The sequence below is a fragment of the Sporosarcina sp. P13 genome (assembly GCF_002743055.1).
Classification (GTDB): domain Bacteria; phylum Bacillota; class Bacilli; order Bacillales_A; family Planococcaceae; genus Sporosarcina.
In genome coordinates, this window is sequence record NZ_PDYM01000013.1 from 32098 (window position 1) to 53046 (window position 20949).

Annotated in this window: 21 protein-coding genes; 12 read left to right on the forward strand and 9 right to left on the reverse strand. The window is 42.8% G+C overall.

Going from position 1 to position 20949, the window contains the following annotated elements; translation table 11 throughout:
• The first annotated feature begins 59 nt into the window (after nucleotides 1-59).
• The 4 genes from CSV79_RS08135 to proS all read left to right on the forward strand — a co-directional run bounded on the left by CSV79_RS08135 (nucleotide 60) and on the right by proS (nucleotide 5218).
• A complete protein-coding gene (locus CSV79_RS08135; RefSeq protein ID WP_099688546.1) occupies nucleotides 60-1526 on the forward strand; it encodes a Na+/H+ antiporter NhaC family protein in 1467 nt (488 codons plus the stop codon).
• Between the two features lie 36 nt (nucleotides 1527-1562).
• Nucleotides 1563-2441, forward strand: coding sequence for an acetamidase/formamidase family protein (locus CSV79_RS08140; protein WP_099688547.1), 879 nt, complete (start codon nucleotides 1563-1565; stop codon nucleotides 2439-2441).
• 224 nt (nucleotides 2442-2665) lie between these two features.
• A complete protein-coding gene (locus CSV79_RS08145; protein WP_099688548.1) occupies nucleotides 2666-3562 on the forward strand; it encodes a DMT family transporter in 897 nt (298 codons plus the stop codon).
• A 219-nt stretch (nucleotides 3563-3781) separates the two neighbouring features.
• Nucleotides 3782-5218 (forward strand): proline--tRNA ligase, encoded by a 1437-nt coding sequence (gene proS / locus CSV79_RS08150; protein WP_099688549.1) that lies wholly within the window; start codon nucleotides 3782-3784, stop codon nucleotides 5216-5218.
• A 1-nt stretch (nucleotide 5219) separates the two neighbouring features.
• On the opposite strand, the gene CSV79_RS08155 is transcribed toward proS, so the two are convergent.
• Nucleotides 5220-5453, reverse strand: a complete 234-nt coding sequence (locus tag CSV79_RS08155; protein ID WP_099688550.1) for a hypothetical protein — start codon at nucleotides 5451-5453, stop codon at nucleotides 5220-5222.
• A 1-nt stretch (nucleotide 5454) separates the two neighbouring features.
• Nucleotides 5455-7647, reverse strand: coding sequence for a DNA topoisomerase III (locus CSV79_RS08160; protein WP_099688551.1), 2193 nt, complete (start codon nucleotides 7645-7647; stop codon nucleotides 5455-5457).
• Nucleotides 7648-7909: 262 nt separating this feature from the next.
• Here CSV79_RS08160 and CSV79_RS08165 point away from each other — a divergent pair, with 262 nt between their 5' ends.
• The 3 genes from CSV79_RS08165 (at nucleotide 7910) to CSV79_RS08170 (ending at nucleotide 10158) form a co-directional block, all read left to right on the forward strand.
• Nucleotides 7910-8347 carry a GatB/YqeY domain-containing protein gene (locus CSV79_RS08165; RefSeq protein ID WP_099688552.1) on the forward strand — a complete coding sequence of 146 codons (438 nt, stop codon included), beginning with the start codon at nucleotides 7910-7912 and terminating at the stop codon, nucleotides 8345-8347.
• A gap of 217 nt (nucleotides 8348-8564) precedes the next feature.
• On the forward strand, nucleotides 8565-8720 hold the full coding sequence (locus CSV79_RS16795; RefSeq protein WP_158232496.1) for a hypothetical protein: 156 nt from the start codon (nucleotides 8565-8567) through the stop codon (nucleotides 8718-8720).
• 205 nt (nucleotides 8721-8925) lie between these two features.
• A complete protein-coding gene (locus tag CSV79_RS08170; RefSeq protein WP_233201404.1) occupies nucleotides 8926-10158 on the forward strand; it encodes an acyl-CoA dehydrogenase family protein in 1233 nt (410 codons plus the stop codon).
• A 244-nt stretch (nucleotides 10159-10402) separates the two neighbouring features.
• On the opposite strand, the gene CSV79_RS08175 is transcribed toward CSV79_RS08170, so the two are convergent.
• Both CSV79_RS08175 and CSV79_RS08180 read right to left on the reverse strand, forming a co-directional pair.
• Nucleotides 10403-11926 (reverse strand): ABC transporter permease/substrate-binding protein, encoded by a 1524-nt coding sequence (locus CSV79_RS08175; protein WP_099688553.1) that lies wholly within the window; start codon nucleotides 11924-11926, stop codon nucleotides 10403-10405.
• The gene (locus tag CSV79_RS08180) at nucleotides 11919-12869 is read right to left on the reverse strand and encodes an ABC transporter ATP-binding protein (RefSeq protein ID WP_099688554.1); all 951 of its coding nucleotides are present in this window, start codon (nucleotides 12867-12869) and stop codon (nucleotides 11919-11921) included. Before CSV79_RS08180 ends, CSV79_RS08175 begins: the two co-directional genes overlap by 8 nt.
• Nucleotides 12870-13016: 147 nt before the next feature.
• On the opposite strand from CSV79_RS08180, the gene CSV79_RS08185 reads away from it, so the two are divergent.
• The 3 genes from CSV79_RS08185 to CSV79_RS08195 all read left to right on the forward strand — a co-directional run bounded on the left by CSV79_RS08185 (nucleotide 13017) and on the right by CSV79_RS08195 (nucleotide 15431).
• Nucleotides 13017-14048: an ABC transporter permease gene (locus CSV79_RS08185; protein WP_099688555.1), complete on the forward strand. Its 1032-nt coding sequence runs from the start codon at nucleotides 13017-13019 to the stop codon at nucleotides 14046-14048.
• A gap of 1 nt (nucleotide 14049) precedes the next feature.
• Nucleotides 14050-14727 carry an ABC transporter ATP-binding protein gene (locus CSV79_RS08190; protein ID WP_099688556.1) on the forward strand — a complete coding sequence of 226 codons (678 nt, stop codon included), beginning with the start codon at nucleotides 14050-14052 and terminating at the stop codon, nucleotides 14725-14727.
• A gap of 74 nt (nucleotides 14728-14801) precedes the next feature.
• Complete coding sequence (locus CSV79_RS08195) at nucleotides 14802-15431, forward strand: alpha/beta hydrolase (RefSeq protein WP_099688557.1); 630 nt, start codon at nucleotides 14802-14804, stop codon at nucleotides 15429-15431.
• 1202 nt (nucleotides 15432-16633) lie between these two features.
• On the opposite strand, the gene CSV79_RS08200 is transcribed toward CSV79_RS08195, so the two are convergent.
• The 3 genes from CSV79_RS08200 to CSV79_RS08210 all read right to left on the reverse strand — a co-directional run bounded on the left by CSV79_RS08200 (nucleotide 16634) and on the right by CSV79_RS08210 (nucleotide 18260).
• The gene (locus tag CSV79_RS08200; RefSeq protein WP_099688558.1) at nucleotides 16634-17542 is read right to left on the reverse strand and encodes an EamA family transporter; all 909 of its coding nucleotides are present in this window, start codon (nucleotides 17540-17542) and stop codon (nucleotides 16634-16636) included.
• 162 nt (nucleotides 17543-17704) lie between these two features.
• Nucleotides 17705-17944 (reverse strand): hypothetical protein, encoded by a 240-nt coding sequence (locus CSV79_RS08205; RefSeq protein ID WP_099688559.1) that lies wholly within the window; start codon nucleotides 17942-17944, stop codon nucleotides 17705-17707.
• A gap of 16 nt (nucleotides 17945-17960) precedes the next feature.
• Nucleotides 17961-18260: a DUF3243 domain-containing protein gene (locus CSV79_RS08210; RefSeq protein ID WP_099688585.1), complete on the reverse strand. Its 300-nt coding sequence runs from the start codon at nucleotides 18258-18260 to the stop codon at nucleotides 17961-17963.
• 153 nt (nucleotides 18261-18413) lie between these two features.
• Here CSV79_RS08210 and CSV79_RS08215 point away from each other — a divergent pair, with 153 nt between their 5' ends.
• Complete coding sequence (locus tag CSV79_RS08215; protein WP_099688560.1) at nucleotides 18414-18887, forward strand: general stress protein; 474 nt, start codon at nucleotides 18414-18416, stop codon at nucleotides 18885-18887.
• An 85-nt stretch (nucleotides 18888-18972) separates the two neighbouring features.
• Here the strand turns inward: CSV79_RS08215 and CSV79_RS08220 are convergent, their stop codons facing one another.
• Nucleotides 18973-19185, reverse strand: coding sequence for a CsbD family protein (locus CSV79_RS08220; RefSeq protein WP_099688561.1), 213 nt, complete (start codon nucleotides 19183-19185; stop codon nucleotides 18973-18975).
• Nucleotides 19186-19395: 210 nt separating this feature from the next.
• On the reverse strand, nucleotides 19396-19518 hold the full coding sequence (locus tag CSV79_RS17290; protein ID WP_255407429.1) for a hypothetical protein: 123 nt from the start codon (nucleotides 19516-19518) through the stop codon (nucleotides 19396-19398).
• A 158-nt stretch (nucleotides 19519-19676) separates the two neighbouring features.
• Between CSV79_RS17290 and CSV79_RS08225 the strand changes: the two genes are divergently transcribed.
• Nucleotides 19677-20879: an MFS transporter gene (locus CSV79_RS08225; RefSeq protein WP_099688562.1), complete on the forward strand. Its 1203-nt coding sequence runs from the start codon at nucleotides 19677-19679 to the stop codon at nucleotides 20877-20879.
• Nucleotides 20880-20949 lie beyond the last annotated feature (70 nt).

The window sequence follows — 20949 nt, forward strand, 5'->3', positions numbered from 1 at the left end:
TTACACATGGAAGCAGTTTTGACTATCACCTATGAATCTATGAAGAAGGGGTTGGGCGGATGAAGGCTAAGCGTCTTGAAATGCATGGCGGTGTCTATGGCGGATTAATACCCATGGGAATATTATTGGTCGGTCTGATTTGGTTATCGGTAGCGGGTATGGGAGGAACAACTCCGTTTTGGGCTGCTGGTTGGGCGGCCCTTGCCCTAGGTATCCTATTTGCGAAAGATAAGTTTCATTACTGTGAAGCGGTTATTCGAGGAATCAGTGATCGAAATGGTATGATTATTGTATGTGCAGCCTTGTTTGCCGGTGTGTTCGGTGTCTTGATGGTTGCGGGCGGACTAGTAGAAGGCTTATTATGGTTCGGTTTTTCTACAGGTGCACAAGGCGTAGCATTTACGTTAATTGCGTTCGTTGCGGCTATGATCTTTTCTACAGGTACTGGTGATAGTACGGGTACAATTCTTGCGTTGGCTCCAGTATTATATCCAGCAGGTTTTTATCTAGGTGCAGATCCAACGATGCTTGCTCTTGCGATTTTATCGGGTGCGGTATTTGGGGATAATTTGGCACCCATTTCTGACACGACAATTGTATCCGCTTCCACGCAGGGAGCCACCATGAAAGATGTTGTCAGGACGCGTTTTCCTTTAGCAATTATTGCAGCGGGTATTACGTTTATCGTCCTTGCAATCTTTGGCGGTGGCGGAAAGGTACAAACACTTCCAGAGATGGATGCAGTGATGGGACCTTCCGGATTATTTATGTTAGTGGCTCTCGTTGTCGTGTTAATTTCTTCATTGAGTGGTCGTCATATTATAGAATCACTTATCTGGGGAAATTTATCGGCTATGACAATCGGCTTACTGACTAAGCACATTTCATTTCAGAATATCTTTCATATTCCTTCAGCAAGAGGTACGTCTACAGGAATTATCCAAGATGGAATTACAGACGTGACAGGCGTTATCGTTTTTGTGTTACTTGTATTAGCAATTACTCAAATCTTAATTGAAAGCGGTATCATGGATAAATTATTGAACTGGACGTTGACAGTAGTTGCGAAAACAGTACGTCGCGCAGAATTAGCGATCATTTTCACGACAATTCTTGTGTCGATTCCGATTTCTGCGAATACACCTGCATTATTATTAGTTGGTCCGACGTTTGTTAAGAAGGTGGGAGAAAAGTTTAAGCTATCACCCGCAAGACGCGCAAATTTAATGGACTGTGCCGTATGTACAATCTTTTACACGATGCCTTGGCATATTGCGGTAGTTGTTTGGTATAGTACAATCAGTTCAGCAGCAGTCGAGTGGGGGATCTTCGCACCTAGCATCGCTTCGGCGTTCATTAATCCATATTCTTGGGCATTGTTAGCTGTTCTTCTGTTCTCTGCATTTACTGGCTGGAACCGGAAGTATGCGACAGACGCTGAATTAGCAGCAATTGAAGAGGCTACTAAGAATGAGCGACAAGAGTTAGTACAAAAAGAGAGTGCTCCAGAACTTCAAAGTATTTAAGAGCCAGCTGAGCACGATGAAAAGGAATGAGTGGGCATGAAACATATCATCAAAGGTCAATACATTTATGAATTCTCTCATCAACACAAACCTATTGCGGTTATACAATGCGGTGATACGGTCGAAATTGAAGCGATCGATTGCTATAGCGGAACGATTCAATCTGAGAAAGACTTGGTTACGGATCTTCCGAATCGAAAGCCGAATCCTGCGACAGGCCCGATTTTTGTTGAAGGTGTGAATGCAGGTGATTTGCTAGAAATTCACGTTCAAAAGATTGAGTTGAATTCATTTGGAGTTATGCCCACTCGCCCGAATAGGGGGCTTCTAGGAGAGTTCATTACAGAGACACAGACACGAATTCTCCCTATACAGGACAATTTCATCACATTACAAAACATTACATTTCCAGTGAATAAGATGATTGGTGTAATCGGTGTGGCGCCTGAGAATGAAGCCGTTCCAAATACTACGCCCGGTGATCATGGTGGCAATATGGATACAAAAGACATCAAAGAAGGAAACATTCTGTATTTACCTGTATTCCATGAAGGAGGTTTGCTCGCTCTAGGCGATTTACATGCCGCGATGGGTGATGGAGAACTTGACGGCTCTGGTGTGGAGGTTGGTGGAAGAGTAACGCTTCAAGTGAATAAGGTGGAAGGTGTTACGCTTCACATGCCACTCGTTAAAACAGCGGATGAAGTAATCATAATCGCTAGTGCTATCGAATTCTCTGATGCGGTGAAAAAGGCAATGAGGGAAGCAGTACGGCTCATTCAGAAAAAAACAGGATTGGAATTTGCTGATGCGTACCGATTAGTCAGCGCAAAAGGTGACTTACGAATCAGCCAACTTGTTAATCCAGAAGTTACCGTACGTATTGCGTTGCCAAAGGAATGGGTTGAGATCTAGAAGTGAAGGAAGAATAGTTTTAAACCATCGAATTATACTTTCGATGGTCTTTTTTTATATGTAATTATAGTCAACAGTGAATCAAATAAATATATTATTTTAAACTAAAATCGCCTCTGTATGGTTTAATAAGTAATATTGGGATAAAAGAACACTGTTAAGCGTTCCAGAGTGAGTTTTCTAGAATAAGCTACAAGAGGGCTAGTGAAGAAGAGGTGAGCGGATTGAACAAGTTTTTTACAAAAACAACGGCGGCTTTATTACTCCTAGTGCTCATTTGGGGTATTAGTTGGCCGATTTATAAAGTATCTGCTGCCTACGCACCGCCTTTATTGTTTGGAGGAATGCGTGCTTTTTTTGGCGGCTGTTTGGTTGTGTTGGTGATGCTTCGATTTCGCAGTGAGCTGAAGTGGCAACAACATTGGCGGAAATACTGTATTTCGGCATTGTTCAATACCGTCTTATTTTTTGGACTGCATACTTTAGGTCTTAATTATTTACCGGGTGGACTCTTTTCTGTGCTAGTCTATTTCCAACCTGTTTTGTTAGGGGTATTTGCTTGGATTTGGCTAAATGAACGCATGACGGTGCTTAACGTATTCGGCCTTGTGCTTGGATTTATCGGAATTAGCATCGTAAGTTTGGACGGATTGACTAACCATTTATCTATAATTGGGGTGTTGTTAGGATTGCTGACGGCTTTCTTCTGGGCAATCGGTGTGATTTATGTCAAGAAGGTAAGTGAAGAGGTGAATGCTTTTTGGATGGTGGCCATGCAGTTTACGGTCGGTGGTGCTGTGTTGCTGCTATTGGGTTCATTGACAGAAAGTTGGTCTGCCATCGAGTGGAATGGTATGTTTGTTTTTGGCGTTGGATTTGGCGGTACGGTAGGGATTCCGGTAGCCTATATCATTTACTACAAACTGCTTCGGGCTGGAGAGGCAAGTAAAGTGGGTGTGTTCACCTTTCTAGTACCTATTATTTCTGTCTTTGTCAGTACGCTATTTGTTGGGGAAACCATTACATTTAAGCTGATTGCGGGACTGGTGTTGGTAGTCCTCAGTATCTACTTAGTTAACTATCGAAAGAAGCAACCTGATACACTACCCGTTAAATACTGACAGTGGCTATTAATATGAAAGAGACGCAGTTTGTCTTAGCGGAAGGGAAGTTAATTTGATGAATTTGAAGCTGCCACTTTTATGGGGGCAGTTTTTTTGAAGTTTCTGGGCATAACCAGTCATTGTTACTACATTCAATTGTAGGAATGCTTGATTTGTTATATGATTAGCAGTATGGAATAACTAGAGTGCGGTTTTTACTAAGGAGGAAATGAAGTAATGAGCAATCAGCAAAATGATTTTACGAAATGGTATATCGATACGATCCAGAAAGCAGATTTGATGGATTATACACCAGTACGCGGATGTATCGCGTTTAAACCGGACGGCTATGAAATCTGGGAGCATATTAAAGATGAAATGGATCGTCGTTTTAAAGAAACAGGTCACCGTAATGCGTATTTCCCGATGCTTATCCCTGAATCATTTTTCCAAAAAGAAAAAGATCATATTGAAGGATTCTCCCCAGAATTACCGTGGGTGACGGAAGCTGCAGGAGAAAAGTTGGAAGAACGTTTGGCACTTCGTCCGACGTCCGAAACGATGATCGGTCATTTGTATTCTGACTGGATCAAGAGTTATCGTGATCTTCCTGTACTGATTAATCAGTGGGCAAACGTATTCCGTTGGGAGAAGAAGACGCTACCGTTTATCCGTACGTCTGAATTCCTATGGCAAGAAGGGCATACAGCGCATGTGGATGAAGAAGAAGCACGCAAAGAAACGATGCAGATGCTTGAGATATATAAGGAAGTCGTAGAAGAGTTACTTGCAATTCCAGTATATGATGGTCAAAAAACACCGTCTGAGCGTTTTGCAGGAGCAGTTGATACGTTTTCTATCGAGGCGATGATGAAGGACGGAAAAGCCGTGCAAGCCGGTACTTCACATTACTTAGGAACGAAGTTTGCGGAAGCATTCGATATTAAATACTTAACAAAAGAAAATAAGCACCAATTCGTCCACACAACATCATGGGGAACTTCCACTCGTTTGATTGGTTCGGTTATCATGGTCCACGGTGACGAGCAAGGGCTAGTATTGCCTCCACGTATCGCACCAACACAAGTAGTGTTGATTCCGGTAGGTCCATGGAAGAAGAATCCGGCCATTATGGAAAAACTGGATGAAATCTATGCTGAATTGAAGTCTAAAGGAATCCGCGTGCGTTTGGACGATTCTGATCAGTCGCCTGGTTTCAAGTTTAATGAATGGGAACTAAAAGGTGTTCCTGTCCGCTTAGAACTAGGACCACGCGATCTTGAGAACGAACAAGCGTTGATGAAAGCGCGTGACGGTGAAGAGAAAGTGGCGGTCAATTTGGCTGACGCGGTTGCAAGTATAGAACAAGAGCTAACAACGATGCAAACTCGCCTGCTTGAAAAAGCACGTGCGTTCCGCGAAGAGCATTCTCATACGCATATCGCAACACTAGATGAGTTGAAGAAGCATATCGAAGACAGCGCTGCGAATGAAGAAATTCCAGGCTGGATTCTTGCGGGTTGGTGTGGCGATGATGCATGTGAAGAGCATGTGAAAGACGAGACGAAATTTACGACGCGTAATATTCCGTTCACTCCACCAGCAGAGAAGGAAACTTGTATTAATTGTGGAAAAGAATCGAAGCATACGGTTTGGTTTGCGCGAGCTTACTAAGTTAAAAGGTGTCACACGCATTTTTTGCGTGTGACACCTTTTTTTGTATGGAATGGGAGGGGCGTTGACTGGCGGCCGCGCGAATCGTTTGCGGAACCGCGCCAAAGCATGCCGTAACCGCGCGAATCGTTTGTGGAACCGCGCCAAAGTGTGCTGTAACCGCGCGAACCGTTTGTGAAACCGCGCCAAAGTGACCTACCACCGCGCCAAACCAAACCAAACCCAGCCAAACCAAATCAATCGTCCAATTTCAAACCTTTTAACGCATCCGCAAATGGATTGTTGATAGGCTCATCTTCGTTGTTTTTCTTTAAGTACTTCTGTACATCGCGCTTATTAACTTTACCTTTCGAATCCTTCTCGCGACGGGCTTTGAACACCGAGAGCTTTTCGCGGTAGCCACATTTACATGTGAAGATCTGCCCTTCGCCTTCGCCACGCAACTCCATCTTCTTTTTACACTGCGGGCAGCGAGCGTTTGTTACGCGTGAGACATTTTTACGGTGGCCGCATTCACGATCTTGGCAGACGAGCATTTTGCCGTGTTTCCCGTTTACTTCAAGCATTGGCTTGCCGCAGTCTGGACAAGTTTTTGTCGAAATATTATCATGCTTGAATTTCGCGTCACTTGCTTTGATTTCTGAAACGATTTCTTTCGTATAGCCCTTCATCTCATTAATGAATGCCTCTTTTTTTAGTTGGCCTTTAGCGATCTTTTCTAGTTTTAATTCCCATTCTGCCGTTAAGGTAGGGGATTTTAACTCGTCTGGTACTAATTCGAGTAGTTGTTTTCCTTTGTTTGTGACGTGGATATCTTTTCCGCGCTTTTCGATGAGGAAGGAATTAAACAGTTTGTCGATAATATCCGCACGTGTTGCGACGGTTCCGAGTCCGCCTGTTGATTTCAATGTTTCCGCAAGTTTCTTATCCTGTGTACCCATATACTTCGTTGGGTTTTCCATGGCGGATAAAAGAGTTGCTTCATTGAAACGAGCAGGGGGTTTTGTTTGGCCAGATGTTTCTTTGACGAATTGGATATTCAGTGCATCACCTTTTGCTAGTTTCGGCAAAAGCTGTTCTTTTGTGTCTTGCTCTGCTACTTCATCGTCAAATTGGTTGTTGTAGACTTCTTTCCAACCGGCTGACAAAATCGTTTTGCCGCGTGCAGTGAAGCGTTCGTCTGCGATTTTTGCATGGACTGTAAGTTGCTCGTATTCATGTGCAGGGAACAGAACCGCTAGGAAGCGTTTGACGACTAGGTCATAGATTTTACGTTCCCTATCGGACAGTTTATCACGTAGGACGATTTCTTCTGTCGGAATGATTGCGTGGTGATCAGATACTTTACTATCGTCCACGAATGATTTATTCGCTTTGATTGGATTTTTCAATATTTTATTCGCAAGTGTACGATACTCTCCGATACCGCAAGTTTTCAAGCGTTCCGGTAGAGTGGCGACTAGATCGCTTGATAGGAAGCGTGAGTCTGTTCGTGGATACGTTAGTAATTTATGCTGCTCATATAGTTTTTGCATGATGTTCAGCGTGTCTTTTGCAGAGTAGCCGAATAGTTTGTTAGCGTCACGTTGTAGCTCTGTCAGATCATAAAGTCCTGGCGCGAACGTCTTTTTCGCTTTCTTATCCACGTTTTCGATAATCGCTTGCTTGCCATCAACCTTTTTAACGATGGAAGAGAGTTTTTCACGATCAAATGAACGCGTATCATTGGTTTTTTCATCTTGCCATGTTAGTTTCAACTTAGAATCGGTTTGTGCTTCGATACCATAGAATGTTTTCGCGCGGAATGTGTTAATCTCATCTTCACGCTGTGCGATGATTGCAACGACAGGGGTCTGGACGCGTCCGCAGTTCAGCTGGGCATTGAATTTCGTCGTTAGTGCACGAGTTGCATTTAAGCCGATATACCAGTCTGCTTCCGAACGAGCGACTGCCGCTTCGTACAGGTTTTCGTAGGCCTTACCTGGTTTTAACTGTGCGAAACCGTCTTTGATTGCTTTGTCTGTAACGGATGAAATCCACAGGCGTTTGATCGGTTTTTTTACTTTTGCTTTTTCAATGATCCAGCGTGCAACGAGCTCACCTTCACGTCCAGCATCTGTTCCAATAATGATATCTCCTACATCCGAGCGAAGTAGCTGTGATTTCACGGCATTATATTGTTTGCTCGTTTGTTTAATGACTGTCAGTTTCAAGTCAGCAGGCATCATCGGTAAATCATCTAATTTCCACGTCTTATACTTCGTATCATAGTTTTCGGGGTCAGCGAGCGTCACCAGGTGGCCAAGTGCCCAAGTCACGATGTATTTATCACCTTCTAAATAGCCGTTTCCTTTTTTATTACAGTTAAGTACACGAGCAATATCGCGTGCAACGGATGGTTTTTCAGCCAATACAACACTTTTTTTCATATGATGAACTCCTTTGTTTATATACATGTCGAAAAACTCCTTGGGTAGATAAGGGGTCCGTGACCTTATGCTATCGTAAGGAGTTACTTAGTAAAAAGTGTAAACCAGTCCAATCGTTTCGTCAATAAAGAGGAAATGTGCTCGCGACCACTTATTGACCTTTGATTAATTCATTCCTAATGCCACATGAAGTGAAAAAACGCGACTGATTGCATGGTTTTTTTGTATACTAGTAATAACACTTTAGAAATGAGGGATCTCGATGTCAGAGTTGAAAAGCCGTTTGATGGCAGATATCAAAACCGCAATGAAGGAAAAAGATACAATGAAGAAAGGTGTCATTAATTTATTGCGTGCCGGTCTACAAAATGAAGAGCTAGAATTGAAACGTGAGTTGACGCCAGAAGAGGAGATCAAAATCGTCCAGCGTGAACTGAAGCAGACGAAACAGTCACTCGAAGAAGGTCAAAAGGCGAACCGTGAAGATATCGTAGAAGCTGAAAAAGCAAAGATCGTCATCGTTGAATCGTATTTGCCGAAGCAGATGAATGTGGACGAAGTGAAGGCATTGATCGCGTCACTAGGCGTCGCAAAAGATACGCCAATGGGCCAGGCGATCGGTACTGTGATGAAAGAAGTAGCTGGGCGTGCGGAAGGTAAGACAGTTTCGCAGGCAGTGAAGGAATATTTGCAGGATTAATAAAACGTAAGGTTCGGACAACAAGTACACTTGTTGTCCGGACTTTTTTATTTTTCAAATAAAGGAAGATGTAACTATTAGTATAAAAGAACGCCTATTTATAAAATAGGAGGGGATATTTATGAAGATAATAAAAGTCGTATCTATCGCGAATATCATCATTGTGTGGGCTTTAATGATTGTCGGTTGAAGTACCGAAATATCCAGTGAACCGAGTTTGGAAAAACATGGCGCCTACTACGACGTAACAGCAGAAGAGTATGTAAAAATAATTGAAGATGCATATGTGGTGTTTCATTGGGATGGTAGTCAATTAGATTTCGATCCAACTCAGTTTGGAGCAAAGAAAATTGATATTATATCTAATGAATAAGCGCCATAGTACAATGTGTAACTTCACCCTTAATACATATATTAATTATAAAAAATAATTAAAAACAACTTGAAAATAAAGTGAAATAATAATTGTTTTTTCAACACAAACTTTACTATTTTATAAAACGTGATAGACTGGATAGAGTACTGCCGGCTTGGTAACTTACTAAAGCCTTGGCAAATGATAAAATGGAGTGGTAGTTTTGGTAAAAGTCGCTATGATGGAAAAAGAAGAACAACAACAAGGAATTATGCAAATTCCCGAGTGGTGGACTTGTCCAGAAGGGCATGAAGAATTACAGAAAGCTGCACATGCATTAGGAGAAAAAGTGCTTCTGCCGCGTGCACTCATTTCAGATCAACAGAGAAAATATCCGCGTGAAAGTTTACGTGAAGTTGCGAAAGCTGGCTATTCGGCTGTTACCATCCCAGTTAAGGCGGGTGGTCTTGAAAATGGATTCACAGCATTCGCGGTTCTTTCGGAAAGTTTTGCGCAGTATTGCCCGTCTACAACAATGTGTTGGGTCATGCATATGACAACAGCTCATACAATTTATGAAGCAGGAACAGAAGAACAGCGTCAGCGATTACTTCCACGCTTACGTGCAGGACATGTCGGTGGCTTGGCATTCAGTGAAAAAGCAACAGGTGGACACTTCTGGAATGTCGGCAGTGAAGCAGAGAGACGTGCGAACGGTTATTTGCTATACGCTGAAAAGTCATTTGTTACTAGTGGAGGAGAAGCGGACTTTTACTTAGTTGCTACAACTTCACCTGAAACGAGAGATCCAGATAACTTAATGTTCTTATTAGTGGAAAATGACCAAGAAGGTGTGGAAGCATTCCCGTTCGACGCAATGGGCTTACGTGGAAACGCTAGCGGACCGATGAACTTCAAAGATGTGCACGTATCGTTCGACAATCGCATCGGCGGTGAAGGCGGCATGGGTTATTTCAACGACAACACAATCGATCCATTATTCCTGTTAGGTTCAGCTGCTTGCTGGGTCGGCATTGCGCAAGGTGCGCTGAATATGGCGACGAATGGTGCGAAACGAAGAGTCCATGCGGATACAGGTTCATCTGTAGCGGATTATCAAGTCATTCGCCACGAACTGGCTAAAGCGCAGATCAAAATCGATAGTGCGCGTAGTATGTTGTATCGTACATCGGAAGCGATGGATCGTTGCAATAAAGAAGGAAGAGAATTATCAGAGTGCTTGTATCCATTATGGCAACTGAAAACACATGCAGCGGATATGGTCATTGATGTAACGAATGTAGCGTTGCAAGTTTCGGGCGGCCGTGGCTATATGACAGGCCAGGTAGAGAAGTTCGTGCGTGACGGACGTGCAGGTGCTATTATGGGACCGACGAATGAAATATTACGCGAGTGGATCGGCCGTACAATGATCGAAGTTCCTTGGATGGATTAATAGAGTAAATACAAAGCAGTCCCCTGCAGAATATAATCTGTGGGGGACTGTTTTTAATAGTTGTGTGAAAGTAAATCTAGGGTAATGGCCCGGGATTTAAAGAAAACGCCGTACTTATCGATTGCTCTTACAACAGAAAGGACCGCTTTCTCGAGGGTGTTTGCCTGAGTCGCTTCCTTAACGTTCCATTTCAGGATCTCACGCTGATCCTTCAGGAGACACCCATTCTTATATGCTATTGCAATTACTTTTGCTCCAATAAGTTCTGCTCCCGTAAGAATGCTTCTGCTACTTCACTCGCATTTTTACCTTCTGCATTCACTAGGTAATTCATTTCACGCATCTCGTCATCCGTAACGAGTCCCGCAAGTGTATTAAGCGTATCTACGAGCTCAGGATACTTCTTCAATGTTTCTTTTCGTACTAGAGGAGCACCTTGATATGGAGGGAATAGTTCCTTATCATCCACGAGCACCGTCATGTCATATTCACGAAGTTCGCTGTCTGTTGAATAGGCGTCCATAAGATTGATTTCACCTGACTCGATCGCTTGGTAGCGCAACTTAGGTTCCATCGTCTTAACGGAAGGGAACGTGATATCGTATAGCTTTTGGATGCCGAGATAACCATCTTCGCGATCATTGAATTCCAATGTAAAGCCTGCATTTACGGCGGGCACCACCGAACCTAGATCGGATATCGTCTTCAGCCCGTATTTCTCTTGGAATGTCTTCGAGACAGCGAGTGTATACGTATTGTTAAAAGACATGGGGGTTAATAATGCTAAATCAAATGTTTCCTCTAAGCCTTTTCGTGCCTGCTCGTATACTTCGCCACGATCGTTACTAACGGCTTCTTCCTTAAGAAACTCTGATATCGCTGTGCCTGTGAATTCAGGGTACAGATCAATGCTTCCAGATTGTAAAGCATTGAAAACGAATGAAGTTTTACCAAGTCCCGGTTTTAATTCGACAGTCAAATCGGTTTGATCTTCTATTAGCAATTTGTACATATTAATAAGAAGTTCGGGTTCTGCACCTAGTTTCGCGCCGATTACTAAATGATCTTTTGACTTCCCGCCAAGTAAAGGAGCGGCAATCATTAGTACAGCTACGATGACGAAAACGGTGAAGGCAGTAATAGCCTTTCTGAATGAAAGTCCTTCGAATATCTTTAATAAGAAGTCAAAGAATAGTGCAAGCAACGCAGCTGGAACTGCACCAAGTATAATGAGTGAAGGATTATTGCGATCAATCCCTAGTAATATCAAATCTCCTAGACCACCCGCACCAATCAATGCAGCGAGTGTGGCGGTTCCGATGATGAGTACCATAGATGTCCGAATCCCAGCCATCATGACAGGCATTGCAAGCGGTAGTTCTACCTTTGCTAATCGTTTCCACGTATTCATTCCCATCGCGGTAGCTGCTTCTTTCAATGAAGGGTCCACTTCTTTTATGCCTGTATATGTATTACGTAAAATAGGAAGCAACGCATACGCGACCAACGCAATAATCGCTGGCACTTTACCAATTCCAAATAGGGGAATTAAAAGACCTAGCAAAGCGAGTGAAGGAATCGTCTGCAAAACTGCACTAGCACCGATGACAGATTCCGCTATCTTGCGCCGATTTGTCAAATAAATCCCTAATGGAATGGCAATTAGTACCGCAAACAATAATGCAATTAATGAAATTTGAATATGTTCTATAAGTGCACTAAGCAACTGGCCACGTCGATCTTGAAAAACCTCTAAGAAATTATTCATTCGGCATCGTTCCTTCCAGTGATTGCTCTGCTAAAAAACGAAGAACGCCCTCACGCGTAATAAATCCGACAACCTCACCATTTTTCTCAACCGCGATTTTTTCAGAAGAAGCCAGTAATTGAACTAGGGGACCCCAGCCGCTGTGGATTGAAATTGCGAAAGAAGGTAAATAACCATCTGGTATCGGCTCCAAGTGATCTTCAATAGAAAACGAATGTGCCGCTGCGGTAGCAGTAAACTCCTGTACAAAAGGTGAAGCTGGATTAGTCATGATTTCCTGAGGGGTTGCGACTTGTTCAATTTTTCCTTCATTCATAATACAGACACGGTCACCTAATTTAAATGCTTCTTGCAAGTCATGCGTGACAAATACGATTGTCTTTTGGATTCTACGTTGTAGCTCCAATAAATCATCTTGTAATTTCACACGACTAATTGGATCGAGCGCGCTAAATGGCTCGTCCATCAATAAAATTTCTGGATCCGCGGCCAATGCGCGTACAACACCGACCCGTTGTTGCTGCCCACCAGATAATTCATTTGGCTTACGGTGGCGATAAACAGCTGGATCGAGCCCGACCATCTCAAGTAATTCCGTTACACGCTCGCGAATCCGTTTCTTCTTCCAGCCAACAAGTTCCGGAACGACGGCAATATTCTCTTCAATCGTCATATGAGGAAACAGTGCAATTTGCTGCAAGACATAGCCGATTTGCCACCGAAGCTCATCAATCTGATAATCACTAATTCGCTTCCCATCCAGCCAGATTGTGCCTTTAGTCAACGGAATTAATCGATTAATCATCTTCAGTGTCGTCGTTTTCCCACAACCGCTCGGCCCGACCAACACAAGAAACTCTCCACTTTTGATGTCCAAATCCACTGACTCTACTACTAAACGTTCCATATCATAACTTTTCGAAACTCCCTCAAAACGAATCATTCCATCACCCCTTCGTATACCCAATACTAATACATTGCTAGCCCGATAGAAAATCATTACCTTACATATTGTAATACCCAGTTCATCCTCCGTTAATCTTCACAAACTAAACTAAACATATCAAGAAAAAACATGGAGGCGGAAGATATGAAGATCGCATGGAAAGAAATGAAGAAAAGCAAAGCAAAATTTCTAATACTCGGCTCGATCATATTCCTCGTCAGTTTACTAACATTCATTATTTCTGGATTGGCAAACGGACTATCCCAAGACAACGCAGCCCTTATCAAAGATTTACCTACTGGTGAGTTTTACTTGAATAAAGATGCAAACCAAACGTATAACTTATCAAAAATAGATGAAGGAATGCAGAAACAAATACTTATAGACTACCCCAACGCAACAGCATTCTCCGTTCAGATGGGCTTCGTCAATGACGCGGAAGACAAACAGCATAGTATTGCTTTCGTGACATCAACGGAATCGCAACTGTTCCCGACCGTCAAAGAAGGCGAGATCATTTTAGATAGCTCGCTTAAAGAAGAAGGTCTAGAAGTCGGTGATGTTCTGACAAACAATCAATTCAGTGGTGAATTCGTAGTTACAGGGTTTGTCGATCAACAGAAATACAGTCATGCACCTGTTGCGTTCATTAACATGACGAATTACCAAGAAATCTATCGTGTGATGGAAATGCAAGCGATTTTTATCCCAGGTAAAGAGACGCCAACACTTAGCGCACTTGACTCATTTTCAAATAAAGAGTTCCTAAACGCTATACCAAGCTATAGTGCAGAGCAAATGTCACTGAATATGATTGTCTGGTTCCTAGTCATTATTAGCGGTATGTTGTTTGCGATTTTCTTCTATATGATGAACGTCCAGAAAATTGGTTTGTATGGGATATTGAAAGCTATCGGAATGAAGACGATGTCACTATTCAAGATGATTTGGTATCAGATGATGATCATTACGCTTATCTCGCTGGCGCTTTCCATTGCACTGAGCCAAGTCTTCAGTTTCGTCGCACCTGAAGGCATGCCTTTCCACTTAACGATGGAAACGGTTCTTCCATTATCAGCAGTATTTATAATCGTTGGTTTTATCGGTGCTACTATTTCAGGTTTCCAAATTAAAAAAATTGAACCGCTTCAAGCGATTCAGCAAGGAGAGATGTAATATGGCTACCTTTACTATTGATGAAGTGAAAAAAACGTTTTCTAATGGAGAAATCGAAGAGGAAATTTTGAAAGGCGTCAATTTGAAGTTGAAAGAAGGAGAGATCACAGCGCTTGTCGGTCCATCAGGTTCCGGTAAGTCGACAATCTTAACAATTGCTGCGGGCTTGCAAAGAGCGTCTGGCGGAGAAATTTTATTCGAAGGGAAAGACATGACGAAGATGAGTCAAGAAGAGATTCGGCAAATACGTGCAACCGATTTCGGTTTCGTTTTTCAGTCTTCTCATTTAGTGCCTTTCTTGACAGTAGAAGAGCAATTACAGTTGATGCTTGATGTGGCGGAAACGAAATTCAACAAAAAAGAACAATCAAAAGCTATAGAGGAGATCTTGGAGCTAGTCGATATGAATCATCGTAAAGATGCCTATCCTTCATCTTTATCAGGAGGGGAGCGTCAGCGTGTGGCGATTGCCCGCGCAATTATTCATCGTCCGAAAGTCCTCTTTGCGGATGAACCGACAGCGAGTCTTGATACAAAACGTTCAAAAGGCGTGATGGAGTTGCTTCAGGAACTGACAAGAACGTTGAATCTAACAACTTTGATGGTGACGCATGATGAAGAGATGTTGCCGTATGCAGATCGTATTATTACGATGCGTGACGGCTATATAGTAGAGTGATAAAGGGTAGCTTTTTGCTACTCTTTTTGTATGGTAAACTATAGAATCATAGAAGAGAAAAGGGGAGAAAGGTTATGCAATCACCATTTACGTTTAAGCACACTGCACCGACAACAGGTACAGGGAAGCAGCCAGCACTATTTTTACTTCATGGTATGGGGAGTCATGAAGGGGACTTGCCGAATCTAGTTCAAGACTTTACGGCTACACATCATATATTTAGTCTACGTGGCCCAATCGTACAGCCGCCAGGTTATGCTTTTTTTACAATTGAAGAAGAAGGTAAACCCGACCGTGCAATTTTTGATAAAGTTCTTGTCTACATCCAATCATTCATTCGTGAAGCGGTTCATGTATATGATTTGGATTCTGCGCGTCTGACTGTAGTTGGATTCAGTCAAGGGGCTGTGCTAGCACAAACACTTGGTTTAACGTTGATCCCATCACTTCATGGCGTCGTAGCGTTAAGTGGTTATATGCCTGAATTTGTCAAAAGTCAGTATGTGAAGCAATCGGTTGAAAAGCAACATGTATTCATTTCACATGGAGACTATGACTACGTGATCCCATCACAGTCAGGTGTGGAAAGTAAAGAGTATTTTGAGTCGTTAGGCGCGAATGTAACGTTTAAGACGTATCCTGATGGGCATGGCGTAACGCCTGAGAACCAACACGATTTAACAGCGTTTTTACATACATTATAAGGAGCTAATTGGGTGAAGAGTTAAAGAAGTTCGGTTTCCTATCATCGCTTCGGCACGTGGGTGATTGCCTCCCACAAAGAGCCAGCTAGCGGAAGTTCACGCTAGTTGTCTCTTTGTTTCGGCTGACCCCGCAGTTGTGCCTTCGCTTTTTGAGTACAGTGTAGTTTTAGTAGTCTTTGGTACATAGGAAAAACATTTTGTGTTGTGTGGTTGCACGACTCTTTTTCGTTTCTGATGTTAGTAAAGGTCGGCTTTCTATCATCGCTTCGGCACGTGGGGGATTGCCTCCCGCCATGAGCCAGCTAGCGAAGATCGTGCTAGTTGTCTCATGGCTTCGGCTGACCCCGCAGTTGTGCCTGCGCTATTGAGTACAATGTAGATTGAGTGGGTTTCTGTACATAGGAAAACCAGTTTGTTTTGGGGCGTTGCGCGACTTTTTTACGGTACTGAAGTGAGTGTAGGTTAGTTTCCTATCATCGCTTCGGCACGTGGGGGATTGCCTCCCGCCATGAGCCAGCTAGCGAAGATCGCGCTAGTTGTCTCCCGGCTTCGGCCGACCCCGCAGTTGTGCCTTCGCTTTTTGAGTACAGTGTAGTTTTAGTAGGCTTTGGTACATAGGAAAAACATTTTGTGTTGTGTGGTTGCACGACTCTTTTTCGTTTCTGATGTTAGTAAAGGTCAGCTATCTATCATCGCTTCGGCACGTGGGGGATTGCCTCCCGCCATGAGCCAGCTAGCAAAGATCGCGCTAGTTGTCTCATGGCTTCGGCTGACCCCGCAGTTGTGCCTTCGCTTTTTGAGTACAGTGTAGTTTTAGTAGGCTTTGGTACATAGTAAACTCACTTTTAGACTTTAAAGTACTATGCCACTTACTTCCACTCACAAAACGAAGGCGCCTTACAAGCGGTAGGCGGAGCAATAAGACGGATAGGCGCCCTTCCTATCTGGCTTATTGCGGGAGCCATCCGCCAGCGCCGAAGTGAGTACAGTGATGAGCACTTCTCTGTATGCCGAAGCGTTATGAAATGTAAAGTAGTCACCGAATCTCTTACTAACTTCAACGTGCAATGCCACTTACTCCCCCTCACTAAACGAAGGCGCCTTACAAGCGGGAGCCATCCGCCAGCGCCGCAGTGAGTACAGTGATGGATCACTTCTTTACATACAGAAGCGGATTGATGTGTCTAGAACTTACTGAATTCCTAACTACCACTTTTCTTTAATCTCCGTCTAGTCCTCAAAGAAAATCTCTGCAACATCGCTGGCAATGTCATGCCGAACAGGACGAGTAGAATACCGATGAATTGTAATATGGTTAGTCGTTCGCCAAGCAACAGCATGGACGCGATGATGGCGACTGGAAGTTCTACAGCACTCAAAATGGATGACATGCCAGCGCCAACTTTTGGAACACCTACTGAAAATAGAAAAATTGGTAGAACGATGCCAAAGACGCCTAGAGTTGCACCATACAGCCATAAGCCTTCCACTAGTTTTCCATTCCAGACAATTTCAGGAGACTGGAAAAATGTAATAGCGATGGAAGCGTAAAATGACATAAGGAACAACCGTGTCACAACATCCATTCCGGCTACTGGCTTTTGATTGGCCGTGAGGAAGGCTGCGAAACTGAATGCTGCGGCTAATCCCCACGCCCAGCCTTGCCAAGGGATTCCGCTAATATCTGCGTCGATTAAACCTGCAGCTAAAATCGTTCCGCTGAATAAAAATATCAGCGAAACGACTTCTGATTTCTTTGGTAAACGTCTAGTTGCTACACACTCATACAGCATGCCAATCCAAGTGAATTGAAATAGTAAGACGACAGCTAGTGAAGCGGGCATGTATTCGACGGATTTTCCGTACATTGTTCCTGTAATAGCGGTGAATAGGCCGGCAAGTAAGACAGGAAAGCTGCCTCGAAATTTAGGCATCCCGCGTCTTGCCAATATGTAAATAATAAATGCTAAAAGAAAACCTGTATAATATTGGCTCGTCACGGCTTCGGATGCCGTGAAACCATCTTGAATCGCGAGCTTAATTATGGTTGATAAAATACCGTAACTAGCTGCCCCAAGGACAACGAGTAGTGGATACATCCATGCTTTCATCGTTTAACCTCCGTTCCCATCGGATAATAGTATATCATGGAAAATACGTGGCTGATGACGGGGAATAAAATAGCATTTCCCGGGAAATATCGACAACCATCGTACAAAAATGAGGAAAAGCCGTACAGTGAATGGGACACTGTACGACTTTTTTTTGTAAAACTATCTAGGGGCACCGTAATCGGTGGACGGTTTACCGCTGCTATAACGTGGGGAGTGGTTGTGTTTTTCTTTTTTGAGGTCGTGCCGTTGATCAGGCAGTGAAATGGAGTCGACAGTCTGCATATCTTCATGCAAATCGAACAAACTAACCGTATTGGTCTGCAAATTCTCGGGGTGTGTTTGAATTAATCGATACGTATCAGAATTAATCTCTTGATGAGTATTATCACTAAATGTCATTCTTCATCGCCTCCTATTATGCTTGGCGAACCATCTTTAATAACATATGTGCAAGAGAATGTTGTTCTTCTTTAGAACCCGAATCCCATAATTCTTGCAATAAATATTGCTCACGATTTCTTGGTTCTTCATGACGAGATAAATAATTCGCAATGAATTCGGTTGTTTTCGCAAGCTGTTCATCGCTAAGTCCCAGGTTCTCACCTTTTTCCACTTTATCTGCAAGATAGCCCTTAAAATTATTAAAGTTCTGCAAGATCTGATCCTTTTTCTCTTCACCAATTTTTGAGATTTCTGATTCCACTTTGTTTTTCATTTCCAATCCACAACACTCCTTTTCACTTGATACCCGTAGATTGTGCAGTAAGGAACAAACTATACACGGAAGACTTTTCGTCTTGATATATGTGTGAAAAAGAGCATCAGTGGGTAGTAGTAAAACATAGCGGTAGCTGAAGGAGGTGTGGGAATGTCAGATAAACAGTATATGGGTACTTTTCATTCGGTCGATAATGTTCTTTATAAGATAACGGAACTTGAAGCGCGAGGGTATCAAAAACGTCATATGTGTGTAGTATCGAATGTGCAGGATGACCTAAAGGTTTTAGAAAGCGATTCAGAAATAAAGTTGATTGGTATCCAAAAGGGGTCAGTTTTGGATCATAACCGTAGATTATTTAATAACAAAGATGGAATGCTGACTATTTTTATCAAGATGGGTTTTTCCAAGCAAGAAGCGAAAACGTTCTTTAATGACCTTGAGGAAGGCGGCATCGCGCTATTTGTCGATCATCTGACCGATGAAGAGCGTGCGAATACTGTCGACCCACATGACAGTGCGGTCCAACAAACGGATAGTGGAGAAAGTTTGGAAGGGGAGTCCAACGAAGAAGTAGGTAACCCGATTCCGAATAGTCCACGAATCGGTGGAAATAACTTATAAAAAAGCAGGATCGCCCACTTAGTGGATGATCCTGTTTTTTTTTAATGGAAGGGCCTACCAGTTTACGCTGGCTTGAATATTTTAATTATAAATGATTGTCTTGGGCTTCTGTATCGCTGAAGTGCTCTTTCGCTTTACCGAGTTTTTGTTGGACTTCACCTTTTGCTTTGTCAAGTTTACCTTCAACTTGTAGCTTTGTGTTATCCGTTACATCGCCCACGACATCTTTAACGCTACCTTTGATTTTATTACCTAGACCTTTTAATTTATCCTCTGTTCCATGATCTTTGTGATCCATGAGATCGCCTCCATTTATAGTAGTTACTATATATGTACCCACTTTCAAAAAGATAAAAACAGCAGAATAATTGTTGAAGTAATTGAAGGACGGATTGCACGTGAAGAGCCAAGACATATTTAGTATCATCCGGCGGGGAAGATACTCCATAAGAAAAACCGGAAACCTTAGAGGTTCCGGTTTTTTGGTGTGTTCAACAAATGATCGGCATTACGGTGTACTTTTCATTCCTGCAAATTGATTGATTTGCCCCATGAGTTTTTCCCGCGACTCTTTGTTGCGCATTAAATATAGCGCGCCAAGTCCTACAGCTGTCATTGCCATTTTGTTCATTTGTTTGCCACCTCCAATGAATAGGATGGTGTCAGTAACAGAAAGTATACATAGAATGTACTGTTAAATTTCATCAGAAATAAAGGGTTTTTCACATGACCGTTCTCTTATAGTGCTATAATTTCATTATTCGTATTTTACTGACTGGAAGTGTGATCATGACTTTACATACTAAATCGACAATTCGTGAACTACGATTTTGGCGAATTGTCATCGGGCTTGGAATTGCCTCGGCCCTTATCTTTTCAGCAATGTATGCGATGCAACCATTGCTACCTATTTTAACGAAGCAGTTTAATGTGTCTGTATCTACAGCTAGTTTGGCGATGTCGATTAATACAGTAGGTCTAATTATTGGTCTCGTCATTCTAGGATTTTATTCCGATCGTATCGGTCGGTCAACTTTTATAAAGACCTCGATTTTGCTAACGACCTTATTATTTATTCCGATGTTTTTGACAGATTCATTTGTAATGATTCTAGTGTTTCGTTTTTTACAAGGATTTGCGATGGCAGGTGTGCTTGCTGCGGCCCTAGCCTATATTAATGAGGAGGTTCATGAACGTGTAGTAAGTGTAGCAACGGCGCTATATATATCATTCAACGGAACGGGCGGGATGTTTGGACGTTTCGTTACGGGTTATTTGGCGGAACGTTGGTCGTGGGAATTGTCTCTTCAATTATTGACGATATTCGGTGTAGTGGTATTCGTGTTCTTATTACTAGTCTTGCCGAAATCAATGAATTTCCAACCGAGTACGGAGACGATACGAAAAGATATGGAGGGCTTTGCTTTTCATTTCAAGAATCCTAGCCTGTTGATTGTCTTTGGATTAGGCATCATCTTGCAGTTAAGCTTCACGGGAATGTGGACGTTCCTGCCTTTTCATTTGACGGCTACCCCGTTTTCACTGACGCTAGATGAAGTGTCCTATATTTATTTTGCCTATGCATTCGGAATTATTGGCGCACCGCTTGCGGGATCACTTGCGACGAAGTACGGTATAAACAATGTGCGGCTACCAGGTGTTTTGATGCTTGCTGTCGGTTGTGTACTCACAATCCCGATGAAACTACCATTCATCATCATTGGCTACTGTATTATCTGTCTCAGCTTCTTCTCTGCCCATTCCTTAACAGCAGCCTCTGTCAGTAAAGAAGCGACGCATCATAAAGGAAGTGCCTCCAGTCTTTACCTAGTGTCGTATTATATTGGCATGGCAGCAGGTAGTACACTTACGACACCGCTATGGCAACACACAGGCTGGACTGGATTGGCACTATTCTCAGCTATCGTGCCAGTGGTCTATGTACTGTTGATTCGATTCCTTCGAAGAAAACAACGGTCGGTTGCAAACTGAAAGTAAGTAGTTCGGGATTTACACTTCTATATAAAAACAGGTGCTAGGATTGAATCCTGGCACCTGTTTA

Excerpts from the sequence above, each read along its gene's own strand:
- CSV79_RS08135 (WP_099688546.1), top strand. The coding sequence starts at position 60 with ATGAAGGCTAAGCGTCTTGAAATGCATGGCGGTGTCTATGGCGGATTA.
- CSV79_RS08140 (WP_099688547.1), top strand. The coding sequence starts at position 1,563 with ATGAAACATATCATCAAAGGTCAATACATTTATGAATTCTCTCATCAA.
- proS (WP_099688549.1), top strand. The coding sequence starts at position 3,782 with ATGAGCAATCAGCAAAATGATTTTACGAAATGGTATATCGATACGATC.
- CSV79_RS08160 (WP_099688551.1), bottom strand. The coding sequence starts at position 7,647 with ATGAAAAAAAGTGTTGTATTGGCTGAAAAACCATCCGTTGCACGCGAT.
- CSV79_RS08165 (WP_099688552.1), top strand. The coding sequence starts at position 7,910 with ATGTCAGAGTTGAAAAGCCGTTTGATGGCAGATATCAAAACCGCAATG.
- CSV79_RS08175 (WP_099688553.1), bottom strand. The coding sequence starts at position 11,926 with ATGAATAATTTCTTAGAGGTTTTTCAAGATCGACGTGGCCAGTTGCTT.
- CSV79_RS08180 (WP_099688554.1), bottom strand. The coding sequence starts at position 12,869 with ATGATTCGTTTTGAGGGAGTTTCGAAAAGTTATGATATGGAACGTTTA.
- CSV79_RS08185 (WP_099688555.1), top strand. The coding sequence starts at position 13,017 with ATGAAGATCGCATGGAAAGAAATGAAGAAAAGCAAAGCAAAATTTCTA.
- CSV79_RS08190 (WP_099688556.1), top strand. The coding sequence starts at position 14,050 with ATGGCTACCTTTACTATTGATGAAGTGAAAAAAACGTTTTCTAATGGA.
- CSV79_RS08195 (WP_099688557.1), top strand. The coding sequence starts at position 14,802 with ATGCAATCACCATTTACGTTTAAGCACACTGCACCGACAACAGGTACA.
- CSV79_RS08200 (WP_099688558.1), bottom strand. The coding sequence starts at position 17,542 with ATGAAAGCATGGATGTATCCACTACTCGTTGTCCTTGGGGCAGCTAGT.
- CSV79_RS08205 (WP_099688559.1), bottom strand. The coding sequence starts at position 17,944 with ATGACATTTAGTGATAATACTCATCAAGAGATTAATTCTGATACGTAT.
- CSV79_RS08210 (WP_099688585.1), bottom strand. The coding sequence starts at position 18,260 with ATGAAAAACAAAGTGGAATCAGAAATCTCAAAAATTGGTGAAGAGAAA.
- CSV79_RS08215 (WP_099688560.1), top strand. The coding sequence starts at position 18,414 with ATGTCAGATAAACAGTATATGGGTACTTTTCATTCGGTCGATAATGTT.
- CSV79_RS08220 (WP_099688561.1), bottom strand. The coding sequence starts at position 19,185 with ATGGATCACAAAGATCATGGAACAGAGGATAAATTAAAAGGTCTAGGT.
- CSV79_RS17290 (WP_255407429.1), bottom strand. The coding sequence starts at position 19,518 with ATGAACAAAATGGCAATGACAGCTGTAGGACTTGGCGCGCTATATTTA.
- CSV79_RS08225 (WP_099688562.1), top strand. The coding sequence starts at position 19,677 with ATGACTTTACATACTAAATCGACAATTCGTGAACTACGATTTTGGCGA.